The organism is Streptomyces sp. MH60, from assembly GCF_002939385.1.
Lineage (GTDB): Bacteria > Actinomycetota > Actinomycetes > Streptomycetales > Streptomycetaceae > Streptomyces.
In genome coordinates this window covers 1-18,001 of sequence record NZ_MULI01000112.1, presented here as the reverse complement: position 1 = coordinate 18,001, position 18,001 = coordinate 1, and the positions used below count along the sequence as shown (strand labels likewise).

Annotated in this window: 17 protein-coding genes, 1 tRNA gene and 1 pseudogene; 10 read left to right on the top strand and 9 right to left on the bottom strand. The window is 69.7% G+C overall.

From position 1 onward, the window contains the following. The 6 genes and pseudogenes from fhaA to pknB all read left to right on the top strand — a co-directional run. Positions 1-388 (top strand): annotated as a pseudogene (fhaA, locus tag BZZ08_RS36000) (antibiotic biosynthesis regulator FhaA); the annotation flags it as partial. Positions 389-398: 10 nt separating this feature from the next. Beyond that, positions 399-917 (top strand): antibiotic biosynthesis regulator FhaB, encoded by a 519-nt coding sequence (fhaB, locus tag BZZ08_RS35995; protein WP_104636376.1) that lies wholly within the window; start codon positions 399-401, stop codon positions 915-917. Between the two features lie 141 nt (positions 918-1,058). Beyond that, positions 1,059-2,606, top strand: coding sequence for a Stp1/IreP family PP2C-type Ser/Thr phosphatase (locus BZZ08_RS35990; RefSeq protein ID WP_104636379.1), 1,548 nt, complete (start codon positions 1,059-1,061; stop codon positions 2,604-2,606). A gap of 27 nt (positions 2,607-2,633) precedes the next feature. Next, a complete protein-coding gene (locus BZZ08_RS35985) occupies positions 2,634-4,070 on the top strand; it encodes an FtsW/RodA/SpoVE family cell cycle protein (RefSeq protein WP_104636375.1) in 1,437 nt (478 codons plus the stop codon). Beyond that, positions 4,067-5,539, top strand: a complete 1,473-nt coding sequence (locus BZZ08_RS35980) for a peptidoglycan D,D-transpeptidase FtsI family protein (RefSeq protein ID WP_104636374.1) — start codon at positions 4,067-4,069, stop codon at positions 5,537-5,539. Before BZZ08_RS35985 ends, BZZ08_RS35980 begins: the two co-directional genes overlap by 4 nt. Before the next feature lie 190 nt (positions 5,540-5,729). Then, positions 5,730-7,757: a Stk1 family PASTA domain-containing Ser/Thr kinase gene (pknB, locus tag BZZ08_RS35970; RefSeq protein WP_104636373.1), complete on the top strand. Its 2,028-nt coding sequence runs from the start codon at positions 5,730-5,732 to the stop codon at positions 7,755-7,757. Positions 7,758-7,841: 84 nt separating this feature from the next. On the opposite strand, the gene BZZ08_RS35965 is transcribed toward pknB, so the two are convergent. From BZZ08_RS35965 to BZZ08_RS35945, 5 genes are read right to left on the bottom strand one after another with little or no spacing between them, the layout of a single operon-like run. After that, entirely contained in the window at positions 7,842-8,621 is a 780-nt protein-coding gene (locus BZZ08_RS35965) for a class E sortase (protein WP_104636372.1), read from the bottom strand. 13 nt (positions 8,622-8,634) lie between these two features. Continuing rightward, positions 8,635-9,675 (bottom strand): class E sortase, encoded by a 1,041-nt coding sequence (locus tag BZZ08_RS35960; RefSeq protein ID WP_104636371.1) that lies wholly within the window; start codon positions 9,673-9,675, stop codon positions 8,635-8,637. Next, positions 9,672-10,310 carry an aminodeoxychorismate/anthranilate synthase component II gene (locus BZZ08_RS35955; protein WP_104636370.1) on the bottom strand — a complete coding sequence of 213 codons (639 nt, stop codon included), beginning with the start codon at positions 10,308-10,310 and terminating at the stop codon, positions 9,672-9,674. Before BZZ08_RS35955 ends, BZZ08_RS35960 begins: the two co-directional genes overlap by 4 nt. Then, positions 10,307-10,504, bottom strand: coding sequence for a hypothetical protein (locus BZZ08_RS35950; RefSeq protein ID WP_174256084.1), 198 nt, complete (start codon positions 10,502-10,504; stop codon positions 10,307-10,309). Before BZZ08_RS35950 ends, BZZ08_RS35955 begins: the two co-directional genes overlap by 4 nt. A gap of 45 nt (positions 10,505-10,549) precedes the next feature. Then, entirely contained in the window at positions 10,550-11,329 is a 780-nt protein-coding gene (locus BZZ08_RS35945; protein ID WP_198601891.1) for a DUF881 domain-containing protein, read from the bottom strand. Between the two features lie 152 nt (positions 11,330-11,481). Between BZZ08_RS35945 and crgA the strand changes: the two genes are divergently transcribed. Then, positions 11,482-11,736: a cell division protein CrgA gene (gene crgA, locus BZZ08_RS35940; protein ID WP_104636368.1), complete on the top strand. Its 255-nt coding sequence runs from the start codon at positions 11,482-11,484 to the stop codon at positions 11,734-11,736. A 264-nt stretch (positions 11,737-12,000) separates the two neighbouring features. Here the strand turns inward: crgA and BZZ08_RS35935 are convergent, their stop codons facing one another. Then, on the bottom strand, positions 12,001-12,894 hold the full coding sequence (locus BZZ08_RS35935) for a rhomboid family intramembrane serine protease (protein ID WP_104636367.1): 894 nt from the start codon (positions 12,892-12,894) through the stop codon (positions 12,001-12,003). Positions 12,895-12,998: 104 nt separating this feature from the next. Then, positions 12,999-13,532 (bottom strand): peptidylprolyl isomerase, encoded by a 534-nt coding sequence (locus tag BZZ08_RS35930; RefSeq protein ID WP_104636366.1) that lies wholly within the window; start codon positions 13,530-13,532, stop codon positions 12,999-13,001. Between the two features lie 320 nt (positions 13,533-13,852). Between BZZ08_RS35930 and BZZ08_RS35925 the strand changes: the two genes are divergently transcribed. Further along, a complete protein-coding gene (locus BZZ08_RS35925) occupies positions 13,853-14,554 on the top strand; it encodes a DUF5324 family protein (protein ID WP_104636365.1) in 702 nt (233 codons plus the stop codon). A gap of 101 nt (positions 14,555-14,655) precedes the next feature. Here BZZ08_RS35925 and BZZ08_RS35920 read toward each other — a convergent pair whose 3' ends face one another. Then, positions 14,656-15,432 carry an isoprenyl transferase gene (locus tag BZZ08_RS35920; protein WP_104636364.1) on the bottom strand — a complete coding sequence of 259 codons (777 nt, stop codon included), beginning with the start codon at positions 15,430-15,432 and terminating at the stop codon, positions 14,656-14,658. 397 nt (positions 15,433-15,829) lie between these two features. After that, a tRNA-Ala gene (locus BZZ08_RS35915) sits at positions 15,830-15,902 on the bottom strand. Between the two features lie 180 nt (positions 15,903-16,082). On the opposite strand from BZZ08_RS35915, the gene BZZ08_RS35910 reads away from it, so the two are divergent. Both BZZ08_RS35910 and BZZ08_RS35905 read left to right on the top strand, forming a co-directional pair. After that, complete coding sequence (locus tag BZZ08_RS35910; protein ID WP_104636363.1) at positions 16,083-16,631, top strand: helix-turn-helix domain-containing protein; 549 nt, start codon at positions 16,083-16,085, stop codon at positions 16,629-16,631. A gap of 86 nt (positions 16,632-16,717) precedes the next feature. Beyond that, a partial coding sequence (locus BZZ08_RS35905) for a serine/threonine-protein kinase (RefSeq protein WP_104636377.1) occupies positions 16,718-18,001 on the top strand: 1,284 nt, incomplete at its 3' end.

Genomic DNA, 18,001 nt, shown 5'->3' with positions numbered 1-18,001 from the left:
CGCCCCGCCCATGCCGTCCGCGCCGCCGCCCGGCCGTCCCGGCGGCTACGGCTATCCGCAGCCCGCCGGCGGCCAGCAGCCCCCGGCCGCACCCGCGCCCGGCGGACGCACCCGCCACTGGATCGAGATCAACGGCACCCGCCACCAGATCTCCCACGCGACGCTCGTGCTGGGCCGCAGCACCGAGGCCGACGTGCGGATCGACGACCCCGGCGTCTCCCGCCGGCACTGCGAGATCCGGACCGGAACGCCCTCGACGATCCAGGATCTCGGGTCCACCAACGGCATCGTGGTGGACGGGCAGCACACCACCCGCGCTACGCTCCGCGACGGCTCACGGATCGTCGTGGGCAGCACCACCGTTATCTACAGGCAAGCCGAAGGGTGATCCGGGGGCAATGTCAGAGCTGACCCTCACGGTCATGCGGCTGGGTTTTCTCGCCGTACTGTGGCTGTTCGTGATCGTGGCCGTGCAGGTCATCCGCAGCGACCTCTTCGGTACGCGGGTCACCCAGCGCGGCGCGCGGCGCGACGCCGCCCGACCGCAGCAGACCGCCACGCGCCAGGGCCAGGCGCCTCCACCTCAGCGCCAGCAGTCCGGCGGTGGCCGCGGCCGCCGCGGCGCGCCCACCAAACTGGTCGTGACGGAGGGCACGCTCACCGGCACCACCGTTGCCCTCCAGGGCCAGACCATCACGCTCGGCCGGGCACACGACTCGACGATCGTGCTGGACGACGACTACGCCTCCAGCCGCCATGCCAGGATCTACCCGGACCAGAACGGCCGGTGGATCGTCGAGGACCTGGGCTCCACCAACGGCACCTACCTGGACCGGGCCCGGCTGACGACCCCCACGCCGATTGGCCCCGGGGCGCCGATCCGCATCGGCAAGACCGTCATCGAGCTGCGGAAGTAGTGCTACACCAATGAATGAGCGCGAGCGGAGCGAGCACGCAGCGGCGGCCGGCACCCCGGGCCCCGGCGCGCTCCCGACCGGAGGGTGGGCAGTGTGGCTCGACACGACCGGCTGCAGTCGGAGCCGACGGGCGAGGTGCGCATGAGTCTGTCACTGCGCTTCGCCGCCGGTTCCCACAAGGGCATGATCCGGGAGGGCAACGAGGACTCCGGCTACGCCGGTCCGCGCCTGCTCGCCATCGCCGACGGCATGGGCGGCCAGGCCGCCGGTGAGGTCGCCTCCTCCGAGGTGATCTCCACCATCGTCGCCCTCGACGACGACGTGCCCGGCTCCGACGTCCTCACCTCCCTCGGCGCCGCCGTCCAGCGCGCCAACGACCAGCTGCGGCAGATGGTCGAGGAGGACCCCGCCCTGGAGGGCATGGGCACCACGCTCACCGCCCTGCTGTGGACCGGCCAGCGCCTGGGCATGGTCCACGTCGGCGACTCCCGCGCCTACCTGCTGCGCGACGGCGTCCTCACCCAGATCACCCAGGACCACACCTGGGTGCAGCGCCTCGTCGACGAGGGACGGATCACCGAGGAGGAGGCGGGCACCCACCCGCAGCGCTCCCTGCTGATGCGCGCCCTCGGCAGCGGCGACCACGTCGAGCCCGACCTGTCCATCCGCGAGGTGCGGGCCGGCGACCGCTACCTGATCTGCTCCGACGGACTCTCCGGCGTCGTCTCCCACCAGACGATGGAGGACACCCTCGCCAGCTACCAGGGCCCCCAGGAGACCGTCCAGGAGCTGATCCAGCTCGCCCTGCGCGGCGGCGGCCCCGACAACATCACCGTCATCGTCGCCGACGTCCTCGACCTCGACACCGGCGACACCCTCGCCGGGCAGCTCTCCGACACCCCCGTGGTCGTCGGCGCCGTCGCCGAGAACCAGGCCCAGATGGGCGACAACGGCATCATGCAGACCCCGGCCGGGCGCGCCGCGGGCCTCGGCCGGCCGGGCGGACAGCGCGGCGGGGGCGGCGAGTTCGGCCCGCCCGGCAGCGGCGACACCACCGGCTTCATCCCCACCGGCGGCTTCGACGACTACGGCCCCGACGACTTCGTCAAACCCCGCAAGAACCGCAAGTGGCTCAAGCGGTCCCTCTACACCGTCCTCGCCCTCGCCGTGATCGGCGGCGGCACCTACGGCGGCTGGCGCTGGACCCAGACCCAGTACTACGTCGGCACCAACGACGACCACCTCGCGCTGTACCGGGGCATCAGCCAGGACCTCGCCTGGGTCTCGCTCTCCAAGGTCCAGAAGGACCACCCCGAGATCGAACTCAAGTACCTGCCGCCCTACCAGCAGAAGCTGGTCGAGGCCACCATCCCCGAGGGCGACCTCAACGACGCCCGGGCCAAGATCGAGGAACTGGCGGTACAGGCCTCCGCCTGCAAGAAGCAGGCCGACCGGCGCACCGCGGAGACCGAGAAGAACGCGAAGACGGGCGAGGGCGAGGCCGGAGGCACCACGGGAACCACTCCCGCCTCCTTCACGTCCAAGGCCTCGCCGAGCCCGAACCCGTCGGGATCGCCCGAGACACCCGAATCGTCCGAGTCCCCGTCCACGACCGCACCCACTCCAGGCTCAGGACCGACCCTCTCGGAGGAAGAGCAGAAGGTCGTCTCGCTGTGCGGTAAGCAGTAGGCAAGCCGTGAGAGGCCCTGTCACACGATGAGCAGTACTACCAACCCGTCGACGCACCACACGTCCACGATCGGCGCCATCGGCGCCCCGAGCCGGCGCAACACCGAGCTGGCTCTGCTCGTGTTCGCCGTCCTCATCCCGGTCTTCGCCTACGCCAACGTGGGCCTCGCCATCAACGACGAGGTGCCCGCGGGGCTGCTGAGCTACGGCTTCGGCCTCGGCCTGCTGGCCGGCGTCGGCCATCTCGTCGTGCGCAAGTTCGCGCCGTACGCGGATCCGCTGCTGCTGCCGCTGGCCACCCTGCTCAACGGCCTCGGACTGGTCGCCATCTGGCGCCTGGACCAGTCCGAACTGCTCCAGAGCATCGACCAGGCCGGCACCGCGGCACCCCGCCAGCTGATCTACACCGCGATGGGCATCGCGCTGTTCGTCGCCGTGCTGGTCTTCCTCAAGGACCACCGCGTCCTGCAGCGCTACACCTACATCTCCATGGTGGGCGCCCTGTTCCTGCTGCTGCTCCCGCTCGTACCGGGCCTCGGCAAGAACATCTACGGCGCCAAGATCTGGATCCAGGTCGGCTCCTTCTCCATCCAGCCCGGTGAGTTCGCCAAGATCGTCCTGGCGATCTTCTTCGCCGGCTACCTGATGGTGAAGCGCGACGCGCTCGCCCTGGCCAGCCGCCGCTTCATGGGCCTCTACCTGCCGCGCGGCCGCGACCTCGGTCCCATCCTGGTGGTCTGGATCGTCTCGATCCTCATCCTCGTCTTCGAGACCGACCTCGGCACCTCGCTGCTGTTCTTCGGCATGTTCGTGATCATGCTGTACGTCGCCACCGAGCGGACCAGCTGGATCGTCTTCGGTCTGCTGATGTCCGCGGTCGGCGCCGTCGGCGTGGCCAGCTTCGAGCCGCACATCCAGCAGCGCGTCGACGCCTGGCTCGACCCGATGCGCGAGTTCGCGCTCTCCCGCGCCAACCAGGTCGGCCACTCCGAGCAGGCCATGCAGGCCCTGTGGGCCTTCGGCTCCGGCGGCACCCTCGGCACCGGCTGGGGCCAGGGCCACTCCGAGCTGATCCGCTTCGCCGCCAACTCCGACTTCATCCTCGCCACCTTCGGCGAGGAGTTGGGCCTCGCCGGCCTGATGGCCCTGCTCCTGCTCTACGCCTTGATCGTGGAACGCGGCGTGCGCACCGCCCTCGCCGCCCGCGACCCCTTCGGCAAGCTCCTCGCCATCGGCCTCTCCGGCGCCTTCGCCCTCCAGGTCTTCGTCGTCGCCGGCGGTGTCATGGGCCTCATCCCGCTCACCGGTATGACCATGCCCTTCCTGGCCTACGGCGGCTCCTCCGTCATCGCCAACTGGGCGTTGATCGGCATTCTGCTGCGCATCAGCGACACCGCGCGCAGACCGGCACCCGCCGCGCCCGCCAGCCCCGACGCCGAGATGACCCAGGTGGTCCGACCGTGAACAAGCCACTGCGCCGAATCGCGATCTTCTGCGGCCTCCTCGTCCTCACCCTCCTCATCCGGGACAACTGGCTCCAGTACGTCCAGGCGGACGAGCTCAAGGAGGACGAGCACAACCGCCGGGTCGCCATCGAGCGGTACGCCAGCCCCCGCGGCGACATCATCGTCGACGGCAAGGCCATCACCGGACACGCCACCACCGAGGGCGACTTCAAGTACAAGCGCACCTACAAGGACGGCGCCATGTGGGCGCCCGTCACCGGTTACGTCTCCCAGGCCTTCGGCGCCACCCAGCTCGAGTCCATCGACGACGGCATCCTCACCGGCAACGACGACCGGCTCTTCTTCCGCAACACCCTCGACATGATCACGGGCAAGAAGCGCGAGGGCGGCAACGTCGTCACCACCCTCAACAGCGCCGCGCAGAAGGCCGCCTACGACGGTCTGAAGAAGCAGGGCGCCAAGGGGGCCGTCGTCGCGATCGAGCCGTCCACCGGCAAGATCCTCTCGATGGCCTCGTACCCCTCGTACGACCCCACCTCCATCGCGGGCAGCAACGACGCGGCCGGCGAGGCCTGGAACAAGCTCCAGAAGAAGAACAACCCCGACGACCCGATGCTCAACCGCGCCCTGCGCGAGGTCTACCCGCCCGGTTCGACCTTCAAGGTGGTCACCGCGGCGGCGGCCCTGGAGCACAGGAAGTACGACTCGGCCGACGAGAAGACCGACTCCCCGCTGCCGTGGACGATGCCCGGCACCACCACGCCCCTGCCGAACGAGGGCGACCTCCCCTGCAAGAACGCCACCCTCCGCGAGGCCCTGCGCGTCTCCTGCAACACCGTCTTCGGCAAGATCGGCTCCGACCTCGGCAACGACAAGATGCTCGAGACGGCCAAGAAGTTCGGCTTCACCGAGGAGCAGTTCGTCCCCGTCCGTTCCAGCGCCTCGGTCTTCTCCGACGACATGAACGAGTCGCAGGTCGCGCTCTCCTCCATCGGCCAGTTCAACACGGCCGCCACCCCGCTGCAGATGGCCATGGTCACCTCGGCCATCGCCAACAACGGCACCCTGATGAAGCCGTACATGGTCGACGAGCTCCAGGCCCCCAACCTCGACACCATCGAGAAGACGGACCCCGAGGAGATGAGCAAGCCGCTGTCCGCGGACAACGCCCAGATCCTCCAGTCCATGATGGAGACCGTCGTCGAGGACGGCACGGGAACCAACGCCAAGATCGACGGCGTCAAGGTGGGCGGCAAGACCGGTACCGCACAGCACGGCGTCGACAACAGCGAGAACCCCTACGCCTGGTTCATCTCGTACGCCAAGCCGGACGACGGCAGCTCGCCCGTCGCCGTGGCCGTGGTGATCGAGGACGAGAACGCCAGCCGCGACGACATCTCCGGCGGCGGCCTCGCGGCACCGATCGCGAAGAACGTCATGGAGGCCGTCATCGACAGCAAGAAGTGACCGCGCCATGAACGGGACGTGACTCCAGTCACGCCCCCTTCACATCGGCGCACGTTGCGATACCGGTCCTGTATCGGCTGCCCGGCTCGGCCAAAGGGCCGGCAGCGAGCCGGGTACGGTAGGCCGGACGGCAGCCTCCGACCGTACAAGCATGCCGGTCGGGACCGACGGAGAGGGCTGGTAGGTAACCATGGAAGAGCCGCGTCGCCTCGGCGGCCGGTACGAGCTGGGCCCGGTGCTCGGCCGTGGTGGCATGGCGGAGGTTTACCACGCGCATGACACCAGGCTCGGGCGCCAGGTGGCGGTGAAGACGCTGCGCGCGGACCTCGCGCGCGACCCGTCCTTCCAAGCCCGGTTCCGCCGAGAGGCCCAGTCGGCCGCCTCGCTCAACCATCCCGCGATCGTGGCGGTCTACGACACGGGCGAGGACTACATCGACAACGTGTCGATCCCGTACATCGTCATGGAGTACGTCGACGGCTCCACGCTCCGTGAGCTGCTCCACTCCGGCCGCAAACTGCTGCCGGAGCGGACGCTGGAGATGACCATCGGCATCCTCCAGGCCCTGGAGTACTCGCACCGGGCCGGCATCGTCCACCGCGACATCAAGCCGGCCAACGTCATGCTCACCCGCAACGGCCAGGTCAAGGTCATGGACTTCGGCATCGCCCGCGCCATGGGCGACTCCGGCATGACGATGACCCAGACCGCCGCCGTGATCGGCACCGCCCAGTACCTCTCCCCGGAGCAGGCCAAGGGCGAGCAGGTCGACGCCCGTTCCGACCTGTACTCCACGGGCTGCCTGCTCTACGAGTTGCTCACGGTGCGTCCGCCCTTCGTCGGCGACTCCCCGGTGGCCGTCGCCTACCAGCACGTGCGCGAGGAACCGCAGGCGCCGAGCGTCTTCGACCCCGAGATCACGCCCGAGATGGACGCGATCGTGCTGAAGGCCCTGGTCAAGGACCCGGACTACCGCTACCAGTCGGCCGACGAGATGCGCGCCGACATCGAGGCCTGCCTCGACGGCCAGCCCGTCGGCGCCACCGCCGCGATGGGCGCCATGGCCGCCGGCGGCTACGGCGCCTACCCCGACGACCAGCCGACCACCGCCCTGCGCTCGGACGGGGGCGGCGGCGCCACGACCATGCTGCCGCCCATGAACCCGGACGACGGCGGCTACGGCTACGACGAGCGCCCCGACCGGCGCCGCCAGCAGTCCCGCAAGAAGAACACCTCCACGATCTTCCTGGTCCTGGCCGGCATCCTCGTCCTCGTCGGCGCCATCCTGATCGGCAAGTACGCCTTCAGCGGGGGCGGAGGAGCCGGCAACGACAAGGTCCCGGTCCCGGCGTTCATCGGGCTGAGCAAGAACGACGCCCAGCAACAGGCGGACAACATCGACCTGGTGCTCACGTTCAAGCAGCAGGAGTGCGAGGACCAGCCCAAGGGCAAGGTCTGCGCACAGGACCCCGAGCAGGGCACCGACGTCGAGAAGAAGTCCACCGTCAACCTGGTGGTCTCGACCGGCGCACCGAAGGTCGCGGTCCCGAACGTGATCGACAAGAACGTCGACGAGGCCACCAAGCAGCTTGAGGACAAGGGCTTCGTGGTCGAGACCAAGCAGACCGAGTCCTCCCAGGACGAGGGCACCGTCCTCAGCCAGGACCCCGACCCGGGCAAGGAGCTGCAGAAGGGCTCCACGGTGACCCTGGAGGTCGCCAAGGCCGAGGAGAAGGCCACGGTCCCGGACGTCGTGGGCCGGTCTTGCGACGAGGCCAAGGCTCAGGTGGAAAGCAGCGGTGATCTGGAAGCCAACTGCGTCGACCAGCCCACCAACGACCCGAACCAGGTGGACAAGGTCATCTCCACCACGCCGCAGGGCGGACAGAAGGTCGACCCGGGCTCCAAGGTCACGATCGTGGTCGGCAAGGCCGTGGAGAAGAAGAAGGTGCCCGAGATCAAGCTCGGCACGCCCCTGGGCCAGGCCCAGCAGACCCTGCAGCAGGCCGGCTTCACCAACATCCAGGTCAACGGTCCGAACGACGGCAACGCGGTCGTCATAGGGCAGAACCCGCCGGCCAACAGCGAGGTCGACGACCCGGCCGCCACGCAGATCACCCTCACCACGGTGGGCGGCAACGGCGGAAACGGCGGCAACAACAACGGCGGCAACGACAACGGCGGCGCCATCGGCGGCCTGCCCGGCTTCGGCGACTGACCCGCCTGCCCGACCGACGGAGCCCCGGACCCTCAGTTCAGCTGAGGGACCGGGGCTCCGTCGTAGGGACCGGCGCGGTGGTCCTCAGCGCAGTTCCTTCGGCGGGTTCCGGTCGCCGTCCACCTTCTCCGTGCGGACCAGCTCGCCCCACACCACGTAGCGGTAGCGGCTCGTGTAGACCGGAGTGCAGGTCGTCAGGGTGATGTAGTGGCCGGCCTTCTTCTTGCCGGACTCGCCGGGGACCGCGTCGAGGACGTCGACGTTGAACTTCGAGGTCTCGGGGAGGACGGCGTACGCCTTGTAGACGTACCAGGTGTCCTTCGTCTCGAAGACGATCGGGTCGCCCTTCTCGATCTTGTCGATCTTGTGGAACTTGGCCCCGTGCCCGTCGCGGTGGGCGGCGAGCGCGAAGTTGCCCTTCTTGTCCGAGGTGGGCAGCGTCGCCTTGACCGGGTCGGTGTAGTAGCCGGCCACGCCGTCGTTGAGGATCTTCATCGACGTACCCTTCTCGACCAGGATGTCCCCCTCGCCCATCGCCGGGACGTGCAGGAAGCCGATGCCCGCCTTGGTGTCCAGGGCGCCCGGACCGCCCGCGCCGTTCCCGCCCACCCGGTCCTGGGCCCAGTTGTCACGGACCTTCTCGGCCTGCTTGTCCGCCGCGCGGTCGGCGACCACGTTCGTCCACCACAGCGAGTAGACGACGAACAGGCCCATCACCAGGCCCGCGGTGATGAGCAGCTCGCCGAAGACGCTCACCGCCCGCGCGACGATCCGCCGGGGGCCGCGCCGGCGGCGTGCCCCGGGCTCCGGCGGGCCGTCCTCGCCGGCGTGCTCCTGGTGCTCCGTGTCGGTGGTCGCTGCCACTGGTCATCCGCCCTTAACTGACGAGCGCATCCGGCTTGCCCTTGCTGCGCGGCCGTTCCTCGACCATCTTGCCCCACACGATCATGCGGTACTTGCTGGTGAACTCCGGCGTGCAGGTGGTGAGGGTGATGTAGCGGCCGGGTCCCTTGAAGCCCGACTGCTTCGGGACCGGGTCCAGCACACTGACGTTGCTGGGCGACGTCACCGGCAGGATCGACGCCATCTTGTACACGAAGTACTTGTCCTGCGTCTCCACCACGATCGGGTCGCCGGGCTCCAGCTTGTTGATGTACCGGAACGGCTCGCCGTGCGTGTTGCGGTGGCCCGCGAGCCCGAAGTTGCCGGTCCGGGCGTCCGGCATCGCCGTCTTCAGACCGTCCTCCGCGTAGTGCCCGACCATGCCCCGGTCCAGCACCTTCTTGCTGCTGATGCCCTCCGCGATCGGCACCACCACGTCCAGCTTGGGAATGTGCAGCAGCGCGAACCCCTGGCCCGGTTCGAACGATCCCGGATTGCGCTTGCCGTTCGCCCAGTCGTCCTGGAGGTTGCTCGCGGCCTGGTCCGCCTGCGCGTGCGCCCGCACGTTCGTCCACCACAGCTGGTAGGTGACGAACAGCAGCATCAGCACACCGGTCGTGATGAAGATCTCACCGATCGCCCGGCTGGCGATCACCGCGGCGCCGGGCTTGCGCGCCCGCGCCTGCCGACGGGCCTCCACGCGCGACAGGGGCGCCTTCGGCGTCTGGTCGGCTTCCTCCTCCGGAGAGTGGCCCCTGGGCGCCCCACGGCGCCCGTGACGCCGTTTGGCGGCCCTCCTGCGAGCCGCGCGGCCACCATCCGCGGGGCCGTCCCCGGCAGGGGCGGCGGCGGAGCCGCTCTCGGCGGCCGTCCGGCGCACCGGGGGCTCCGGGACGCGCAGCGCCACCGTCTCGTCGTCGAGCAGCGGCGGCCGGTACTGCTCCCCGAACGCACCGGAATCCCCGTACGGCTGCCCGTACGAGGATCCCTGGTCACCGGCCGTGCCGGAGTCACGCTCGGGGCGCAGCGCGGTCACGCCGTGGCCCTGCCCACCACCGGGGCGAGCCCCGCCGACCTCGCCACCGCGTCCCGGTCGCCGCACTCCACCAGCCAGTTGGCCAGCATCCGGTGCCCGTGCTCGGTCAGCACCGACTCCGGGTGGAACTGCACGCCCTCGACGAGCAGTTCCCGGTGACGCAGGCCCATCACGATCCCGTCGGGCGTACGGGCCGTCACCTCCAGCTCCGCCGGCACCGTGGTCGGCTCGGCCGCCAGCGAGTGGTACCGCGTCGCCGTGAACGGCGAGGGCAGGCCCGCGAAGACGCCCTTGTCCGTGTGCTCGACCGGCGAGGTCTTGCCGTGCAGCAGCTCCGGGGCCCGGTCCACCACACCGCCGTACGCCACCTGCATCGACTGCATGCCCAGGCAGACGCCGAAGACCGGCACCCCGGTCGCCGCGCAGTGCCGCACCATCTCGACGCACACCCCGGCCTGCTCCGGCGTACCCGGGCCGGGCGAGAGCAGTACGCCGTCGAAGCCGTCCTGGGCGTGGGCCGTCGACACCTCGTCGTTGCGCAGCACCTCGCACTCGGCGCCGAGTTGGTACAGGTACTGGACCAGGTTGAAGACGAAGCTGTCGTAGTTGTCGACGACGAGGATGCGCGCGCTCACTGGTTGTCCACCGTCACATCGTTGAAGGGGAGCAGCGGTTCCGCCCACGGAAAGACGTACTGGAAGAGGACGTAGACCACGATCATCGCCAGCATCAGCGAGAGCAGCGCCTTCACCCACGCGTTCCCCGGCAGATGCCGCCAGATCCAGCCGTACATGCCGTCCCTTCCGTCGCACCACGGCGCCAGACTCACGCCGTACCGCACCAGACTAGCGGCGCGCGGCCCTCGGGAACGGCCCTAATCCACAGGCTGGGCATAGTGCAGGTCCGCCGTGCCCGAGTAGCCCGGCAGCGTCACCCGCCCGTCCTCCTCGACCTTCCAGCCGAGCCCGTACACGTTGACGTACACCATGTAGTTCTGGATCGCCGGCGACTTCGCCAGCGCCTTCTTCAGCCGCTCCGGGTCGCCGACCGCCTGGATCTTGTACGGCGGTGAGTAGACGCGGCCCTGGAGGATCAGGGTGTTGCCCACGCAGCGCACCGCGCTGGTGGAGATCAGCCGCTGGTCCATGACCTTGATGCCCTCGGCGCCGCCCTGCCACAGCGCGTTCACCACGGCCTGGAGGTCCTGCTGGTGGATCACCAGGTAGTCGGGCTGCGGTTCCGGGTAGCCGGGAAGCTTCGCGGTGGCGTCCGGCGGGGCGTCGTCGAGCGTGACGCTGATCGCCTCGCCCTTCAGCTTCTGCGTGCCCGCCTTCTCCTCCAGCGCCGCGAGTTCGTCGTCCTCCGACTTCGTACGGCCGTCGTCGCGCTCGGCGAGGGATTCGACGTCCTCGCGCAGGGCCCCGTTGGACTCCTCCAGATCGCCGTTGCCCCGGCTGCGCTCGTGGATGAGGTCGGACAACTTGAGCAAAGAGGCGTCCGTACGGATATTGGTGCCCTTCGCGGTATTGAAGCTGGTGAAGAAGATAAGTCCCGCGAGGGCGAAGACGGCGGCCGTGAGGACCCGCACGGGCCGGAAACGGCGCCGGCGGACAGGGCTGGATCCCGTCCCGGGGGAGTCGGCAGAATTGCTCAACGTACCCTTATCTCCTTCGGCGCCACGGAAGGACTACGCTAACGGACGCCCGGGGGAGCGCTCAGAGTCCCCTCGTCCCCATGTACGCCGCATCCCGAGACCGAGCCCCGTTCCCTGCGCGGCCACGCAGCGCATCGACAGGAGAGACCCTCGTGCCGAAGTCACGTATCCGCAAGAAGGCCGATTACACGCCGCCGCCCTCGAAGCAGGCGACCAGCCTCAAGCTGACCAACCGCGGCTGGGTGGCTCCGGTCATGCTGGCCATGTTCGTCATCGGCCTGGCCTGGATCGTCGTCTTCTACGTCACCGACGGTTCCCTGCCCATCGACTCCCTGGGCAACTGGAACATCGTGGTGGGCTTCGGTTTCATCGCGGCGGGCTTCGGCGTCTCGACGCAGTGGAAGTAACCCCGGCGGTGGCTCCGCAGTAGCTCTGCCCAGGGCTGTTCAGGGAGTTATCCACAGGCGTTATCCACATGGGGAAAAGAAAGACGATCTGTGGATAACCCGCCGGGCATTGACGCCGGTGTGACGGAAGTACCGGCTGACCCCAGGTTCCGAAAACATGTTCGCCCCCTGCCTGACCTGCGAGAACACGGGTCAGTGACAGGGGGCACATGCGTTCCCGCACACTGTGCACAAGATCCGCCACCTACTGTGGACAACGGGCGCTCAGGTGAGCTGGACCGTCCTCAACAGGGTCAGCCCGACGACGACCAGCAGGACCAGCGCGCAGGTGCCGTACTGGACGAGCGTGCGCCGCTCGCGCGGGGCGTGGAGCATGGCGTAGCCGATCACGGCACCCGCGACGAGGCCGCCGACGTGGGCCTGCCAGGAGATGTTGCTCCGGGTGAAGGTGAAGATCAGGCTGATCACCAGCAGGATGACGACCGGCCGCATGTCGGCGTTGCGGCGGCGCATGAGCGCGGCGGTGGCGCCGAAGAGACCGAAGATCGCACCGGAGGCACCGAGGGTGGCCGTGGTGGGTGATTCGAGCAGGTAGGCGAAGACGCTGCCGGCGAGGCCCGAGACGAGGTAGAGCGCGAGGTAGCGGGCTCTACCGAGGGCTGCTTCCAGGGGGCCGCCCAGGAACCAGAGGGTGATCATGTTGAAGCCGATGTGCCAGATCTCCTGGTGGGTGAACATCGTGGTCACCAGGCGGTACCACTCGCCCTCCGCGACGCCCTCGGTCGGGACGAAGGGGGCGGGGGGCCAGCGCCCGATGAGCACCATGTCGGCGAGGAAGGAGTCGGGCAGCGCCCGGACGGCGATGAACACCGCCACGTTGATCCCGATCAGGATCTTGGTGACGAGGTGCGGGTCGGCCGCGACCGTGCCGCCCGCGAGGGTGCGGGGCCGGGAGGCGCTCGGGGCCGGTCCGCTGCTCCCCGGTGTGCGGCCGGCGGCGCAGTCGGGGCAGTGGAAGCCGACCGAGGCGTTCACCATGCAGTCCGTGCAGATGGGGCGCTCGCAGCGGGTGCAGCGGATACCGGTCTCGCGGTCGGGATGGCGATAGCAACCGGGCAGGCTCTGGGCATCCGGTCGGCCTGCGGCCGCGTGGTCCATGGCATCCCCTCGGTCGTCCCTGCGGGCGGTGTGTGCAGATGCACCGCCCCGCCCTTCTCTACGGATGGACGGGGCGTTTGGTTCCTGCCCGCTGTGCGGGGACGTCAGGCGTTCCGCGTTTCGATGACGACCGACTCGATGACGATGTCGGTGAGGGGGCGCTCGGTGCGGGGGTTGGTCGGGGTGGCGGCGATGGCGTCGACGACCTTCTGGCTGGCCGGGTCGGTCACTTCGCCGAAGATCGTGTGCTTGCGGTTCAGCCAGGTCGTCGGCGAGACGGTGATGAAGAACTGCGAGCCGTTGGTGCCGGGACCGGCGTTGGCCATGGCCATCAGGTAGGGCTTGTCGAAGGCGAGGTCGGGGTGGAACTCGTCCGGGAACTGGTAGCCGGGGTCGCCGGTGCCGTTGCCCAGCGGATCGCCGCCCTGGATCATGAAGCCGCTGAGGACCCGGTGGAAGACGGTGCCGTCGTAGAGCCTGGCCATGGATTTCTCGCCGGTGGCGGGGTGGGTCCACTCCCGCTCGCCGCGGGCGAGTTCGACGAAGTTCTTGACGGTCCTGGGCGCGTGGTTCGGCAGCAGCCGTACCTCGATGTCACCTTGGTCGGTCTTCAGGGTGGCGTAGAGCTGCTCGGCCACGACGTGCCTTCCCTCGTCCTGTTGTGCGCACCGATCCTCGCACGGTCGGGGGCACGTTCGTCGCTCATCCCGCTGGGTCACGAGCGTGGGGCGCCGATCCGTGGCATGGTCGTGGACAGCCGCGTGTTGCCCGGTATTCGTCCGTTATTGATGTCGATCAGCTCTTGTCCGCAACTTCATCACCACTTGTCCCAGAGGGCGCGGCGGCCTCGTCCGTGACCCGGATGCCCGCCCTCGCATGCCTGGCGGTGCGTCCGCAGGCATGATCCGTAAAAGGGTGGAAAGTCGAATTACCGTACGCCACCGAGGAGGAGGAACCCGTGACCCGCATCGACAGCGTGCGCGCCGCGACCGGTTCGGCGAAGGACAGCGTGCTGCACGCCGCGGAAGTGGTGGCGCCCTACGCCGACACGGCCAAGGACAGGGCCGCTCACTATGCACAGGAGGCGCGCGTACGGCTGGCGCCCAAGGTGTCGCAGGCCGCAGACCAGGCCCGCCTTCAGTACGACGCGCGAGTCGCGCCGCGACTGGAGCAGGCCCGTACGCATGTGCCGCCGAAGATGGACGCGGCCGCGCAGGAGGCAGCGATCCGTGCGCGTCTGGCCGCCCGGCAGGCGGCCGACTATTCCCGACCGAGGATTGAGCAGGCGGTGGCCGCGGCCGGTCCCGTGCGCGACGAGGCCACGGCGCGTGGTGCGGCCGCGCTGGCCGCGCTGCGTGGTCAGGTCACGGCGAAGGAGATCCAGCGGCTGACGCGCAAGCACCAGCGACGGGCCAGGGCCGGCCGGATCGCCAAGGTCCTCGCGGTGGCCGGCATCGTCGCGGGCGGCGCCTTCGCGGCGTGGAAGTGGTGGGACAAGCAGGCCAACCCGGACTGGCTGGTGGAGCCGCCGGAGGCGACGGAGGTTCCCGAGTCGGGCCGGCTGACGTCGGTGGACGGTACCGGCGAGGCGATCCTCGATCCCGAGGTGCAGGCCAAGCAGGCCCAGGAGGAGGCGGCGGAGGGCGACGAGCCCCGCTGATCCCCGCTCGCCGTACCGGCGTCGGCCGCTGCTTCTTACCGCTGCGGGGCAGGAGACCTTGAGTCTCCTGCCCCGCAGTGATGTTTCACGTGAAACCGCGCTCAGCGGCCGTAGCGGCGTTCCCGGAGGGAGTAGGAGCGCAGGGCCCGCAGGAAGTCGATCTCGCGGAAGTCCGGCCAGTAGGTCTCGCAGAAGTGGACCTCGGCGTAGGCGGACTGCCAGAGCAGGAATCCGGAGAGCCGCTGTTCGCCGGAGGTCCGGATGATGAGGTCGGACTCGGACCGTGTCTTGGAGTACAGGTGCTTGGAGATGTGCTCCATGGTGAAGGTGTCGATGAACTCGTCGATGTCGCCACCCTGGGAGCTGTGCTCCATCAGGGCGGAACGCACGGCGTCGACGATCTCGCGCCTGCCTCCGTAGCCCACGGCGACGTCGACCTTGGTGCCGCCCTTGCGGCCCTGGGTGGCGGCGGTGGCGGTCTTGAGGCGGCTCGCGGACTCGGCGGGCAGCAGGTCCAGGGCGCCGACGGCTTCGACGGGCCAGGGGTTGCCCGGCGCGGCCAGCTGCTCGACGACCTCGGCGATGATGTCGATGAGGGGGTTCAGCTGCTCTTCGGGCCGGTGCAGGTTGTCGTCGGAGAGCATGAACAGGGTGACGTGCTCGATCTGCGCGGAGTCGCACCAGCGCAGGAAGTCCAGCACCTTCGCGCCACCGGCCCGGTAGCCCTCGCGGGGGTCGTCGATGCCCGACATCTTGGCCCACCGGCGGTTGCCGTCCAGCATGATGCCGATGTGCTGGGGGCGTGGGCGTCCCTCCAACTCCTTGACCAGCCGCTTCATGTAGAGCGCGTCCAGAGCGGCTCGTACCTTGGCCCGCATGGTCTACCCCTTCCACCTCGTCGGTAGCGAACGGACGGCTCCGACGGCGATGAGCCACGTGGCACCGCCCCGCGGGGGTGTGGCGCTGATGCCTTGTGGGGTGACGATATCAAGAGCAGACAGCACCGCCCGGGCGCCGAGAGCGACCCGTCCGTGAGCCCGTTCCGGTGCCGGCGCGGGCGCCGGAGCGTTGTTCCACGTGGTCAACAGGCCCTTTCCCTCCGGTTGTTGTGGATCACCCGGTCGGTGCGGGCGGTGTCGGGCACGGTGTGAGGGTGACGACGGTGAGCAACGTCTCCGCCCGCCGGGGCCCGGACGGCCGGGCCGCTTGGGCCCGCCTGGAGAGAACAGAGCGCCTCCGACCCATGTTTGCGCAGGTCGGAGGCGTTCTTGACGGTGGAGCCTAGGGGAGTCGAACCCCTGACATCTGCCATGCAAAGACAGCGCTCTACCAACTGAGCTAAGGCCCCTCGGGCGGCCTCGCCGGTCCTGGTGTCGCGGACCGTCGGGTGCCGCGGACAAGAGTACCGGGTCGCCCCCCGTATCTCACAAATGATTGGGGGTCCCGGGGAACGACCACGCTCCGTAAGATGCTCGGCGTGGTTCGCTGGAGCGAACTGCGGTTTTTGGGGAAGCGATGGGGAGACGCAATGGACGCCGCACAGCAGGAAGCCACCGCAAGAGCGCGGGAACTGCAGCGGAACTGGTACGGGGAGCCGCTGGGGGCGCTCTTCCGCAGGCTTATCGACGATCTCGGTCTCAACCAGGCTCGTCTCGCGGGGGTGCTGGGGCTGTCCGCACCGATGCTGTCGCAGCTGATGAGCGGCCAGCGGGCGAAGATCGGCAATCCCGCGGTGGTCCAGCGGGTGCAGCTGCTGCAGGACCTGGCGGGGCAGGTCGCCGACGGCAGTGTGAGCGCGGCCGAGGCCACGGAGCGCATGGACGAGATCAAGAAGTCGCAGGGGGGCTCGGTGCTCAGCAACACCACGACGACGACCAGTAGTTCGGGTGCGCCCACGGTCAAGCGAGTGGTCCGGGAGATCCAGTCGCTGCTGCGCTCGGTGGCGGCCGCCGGGGACATCATCGACGCCGCGGACTCCCTCTCCTCCTCGCACCCGGAGCTGGCGGAGTTCCTGCGGGTGTACGGCGCGGGCCGCACCTCGGACGCGGTCGCGCACTACCAGTCCCACCAGAACTGACCCCGTGGGTCCGGTCGCCGAGGGGGTCGGCGGCCGGGCCCGCGGGAGTGGCGCGACAGGTCCCAGGGGAGGAGCGGCGCACAGCCATGGGTGAGGTCTTCGCGGGCCGGTACGAGCTGGTCGACCCGATCGGCCGGGGCGGGGTGGGTGCCGTCTGGCGTGCCTGGGACCACCGCCGCAGGCGCTATGTGGCAGCGAAGGTGCTTCAGCAGCGGGACGCGCACTCGCTGCTGCGGTTCGTCCGTGAGCAGGCGCTGCGGATCGACCATCCCCATGTGCTGGCGCCCGCGAGCTGGGCCGCCGACGACGACCAGGTCCTGTTCACGATGGACCTGGTCACAGGGGGTTCGCTGGTCCATCTGGTCGGGGACTATGGGCCCCTGCCGCCCGACTTCGTGTGCACGCTGCTCGACCAGCTCCTGTCGGGGCTGGCGGCGGTGCACGGGGAGGGCGTGGTGCACCGTGACATCAAGCCCGCCAACCTGCTCCTCGAGGCGACGGGGACGGGCCGTCCGCGCCTCAGGCTGTCCGACTTCGGCATCGCGATGCGGCTGGGCGAGCCCCGGCTGACGGAGACCAACCTCGTGGTGGGGACGCCGGGTTACCTGGCGCCGGAGCAGATGATGGGTGCGGAGCCGGACTTCCCGGCGGACCTGTTCGCGGTGGGTCTGGTCGCCCTGTATCTGCTGGAGGGGGCCAAGCCGGACGCCAAGGCACTCGTGCAGCACTTCGCCGAGCACGGTACGCCGCCCGCGCCGCGGGGGATCGCCGAGCCCTTGTGGCAGGTCGTGGCGACGCTGCTGCAACCGGATCCGTCGGCGAGGTTCCGTACCGCGACGGGGGCGCGCAAGGCGCTGGCCGCGGCGGTGGAACTGCTGCCGGAGCCCGGGCCCGACGACGAGCTGATCGAGATCTTCGACCAGGTGGGCCCGCTGCCGACGGGGTTCGGCCCCCAGGGCCCGCTCAAACGGGCCTCCGGTGTGGACGACGTACCGACGGACCCGCGACGCCCTCCGGGCGCGACCCCGTCCCCGCACGCCACACCGCCGACACCCCCGTGGCCGGCCACGTCCCCGCCCTTCCCGTCCCCGGACCGGACACCGCCCACCCCGCCGTCGCCGCCGGTCGTGCAGCCGCCCGACGAGGACCGGCCGTCGCCCGCCGTCCCGGGCACGGACCCGGCACCGGCGTCCGCACCGCCCGGCGCACCGTCGACGGGAACACCCTCCGCCCACGGCCGGCCGCCCACCACCGGTACACCCTCGCCGGGCACGGGCCCGGCCTCTGCCGGTGCACCGCCCGCTTCCGACGGCGCGCCGTCCGGCCCGGCCGGCGTCTCCTCCGGCCAGGGGTGGACGGCCGCCGTCCCC